We start from the raw sequence: 1873 nt of genomic DNA, 5'->3' as shown, positions 1-1873 counted from the left end.
TGCGTCTATTCCCAGCTCAAGCGCTGCTCTTCCTCCGAGGTCGCCTCCATGATCGAGGGCGTGCTGCGCCATTGCACCGACATGGAAATCCAGCGCCAGTACGTCGATAGCCACGGCCAGAGCGCAGTCGGCTTTGCGTTCTGCCGACTCCTTGGATTTGAGCTTGCCCCGCGGCTGAAAGCAGTGGCACGCCAGAAACTGGCCCTTCCCCAAGCCGGCATGCGCACGCGGCTTTCCAATTTACTGCCGATCCTCTCCAGCCCGATCGACTGGGACGAGATCGAGCAACAATATGACGAAATGGTCAAATATGCCGCTGCCATGCAATCGCGCACCGCCGATCCGGAAGCGATCCTGCTCCGGTTTGCCAGAGCCGAAGTGATGCACCCGACCTACAAGGCGCTGAGTGAACTCGGCCGCGCGGTCAAAACAATCTTCCTATGCCGGTATTTGCGTCAGGAGGCATTCCGCCGCGAGATCCACGAAGGGCTGAATGTGGTTGAGAACTGGAACGGCGCTAATGGTTTCGTGTTCTTCGGCAAGGGCGGCGAGATCGCCACCAACCGCATCCATGAGCAGGAAATCTCCGTTCTGGCGCTACACCTCCTGCAAGCGTCGCTGGTGTATGTGAACACCCGCATGCTTCAGACCGTACTGGTTGAGCCGAAGTGGGCGGGGCGGATGACGCCGGAAGATTATCGTGGTCTCACGCCGTTGATCTACAGTCATGTGAACCCTTATGGCCGCTTCGACCTCGACCTGAACGACCGGATTGATTTTGGACGGCTTGCAGCGTGAGGCGGCTGATCGGCCTATAACATTTGGGTACACCCAGAGTGATAGGGCCGAGTGACACCATTCGTCTGTCACAAAAGGGTGGGTTTGCGCTCAATGTGACGATACACTGCAAGAGCCACCCTAATGTGACGGATTTTGCACTTGGCTCGTATCGGATATGCCCGCGTCAGCACCACGGACCAGGATCTGGATATCCAGATTGGCCGCCTCAAGAATGCAGGTTGCGAAATTATCCGTTCCGAGACCGGATCGGGGGCCTCGCGGAGCGGGCGCACGGAACTGGAAACGATCATGCAGTTTATGCACACCGGCGACGAGCTGGTCGTGCTGCGGCTCGACCGGCTCGGCCGCTCCACGCGCGATGTCCTGAACCTGGTGCATGAGCTTGATGAAAAGGGAGCTTCGCTGCGCATCCTTGAGCCAGAGGTGACGACGGCGGGCGACATGGGGCGAATGGTCATCACCATACTCGGCATGGTCGCCGATATGGAGCTGAAGTTCATCAAGGATCGTCAGCGCGCCGGGATCGAAGCGGCGCGCGCCGAAGGCGTTTACAAAGGCCGGAAGAAGAACGTCGATGACGATGAAATCCGCCGTCGCCTTGCCGCCGGCGCCAGCAAGGCCCGCGTTGCCCGCGACCTGAAGGTCTCACGAATGACCGTCTATCGGGCGCTCGACATTATTCCGTCACAGACCAAACTGCCGGAAAAGCCGCCCACTGCCAGCATCGCCCTGCATCTGATTATCGAGAACTTCAACAAGCGTGGAAGAGGTAGAAAACCCGCTCGGGAGCGGATTGAGGCGATGCTGGAACGCGACTACGCCATGGTAAAAAACGGCAATTGTGATTACAAACTGACCGTCGCCTATGACCCCGATCCGGATGGCATTTCCCTTGATGAGGAAATCCAAAGCCTCCTCTCCGAGATGTTCAACATCGCAGAGAGCTACAATTGCTCCATGGAAGCCGATATCTACGAGGTCGGTGGTCAGCAACGGTCCTGGTAGAATCAATCAAGCGTTCAGTGTTCGTTCTTCAACCTGGCCAAAATCGCAGCTTCGGGCCGACTGGGCC

General features: G+C 58.1%; 2 protein-coding genes. Both read left to right on the top strand.

The window, feature by feature from the left end; translation table 11 throughout:
* The coding region (locus FHS92_RS18020; RefSeq protein ID WP_184081941.1) for a Tn3 family transposase at positions 1 to 798 on the top strand (798 nt) is incomplete at its 5' end.
* 141 nt (positions 799 to 939) lie between these two features.
* Entirely contained in the window at positions 940 to 1806 is an 867-nt protein-coding gene (locus FHS92_RS18015) for a recombinase family protein (protein ID WP_006953933.1), read from the top strand.
* Positions 1807 to 1873: the final 67 nt, after the last annotated feature.

The sequence above is a fragment of the Sphingobium subterraneum genome (genome assembly GCF_014199435.1).
GTDB lineage: Bacteria > Pseudomonadota > Alphaproteobacteria > Sphingomonadales > Sphingomonadaceae > Sphingobium > Sphingobium subterraneum.
The sequence above is the reverse complement of the archived record's forward strand: the minus strand, read 5'-3'. Positions and strand labels throughout refer to the sequence as shown.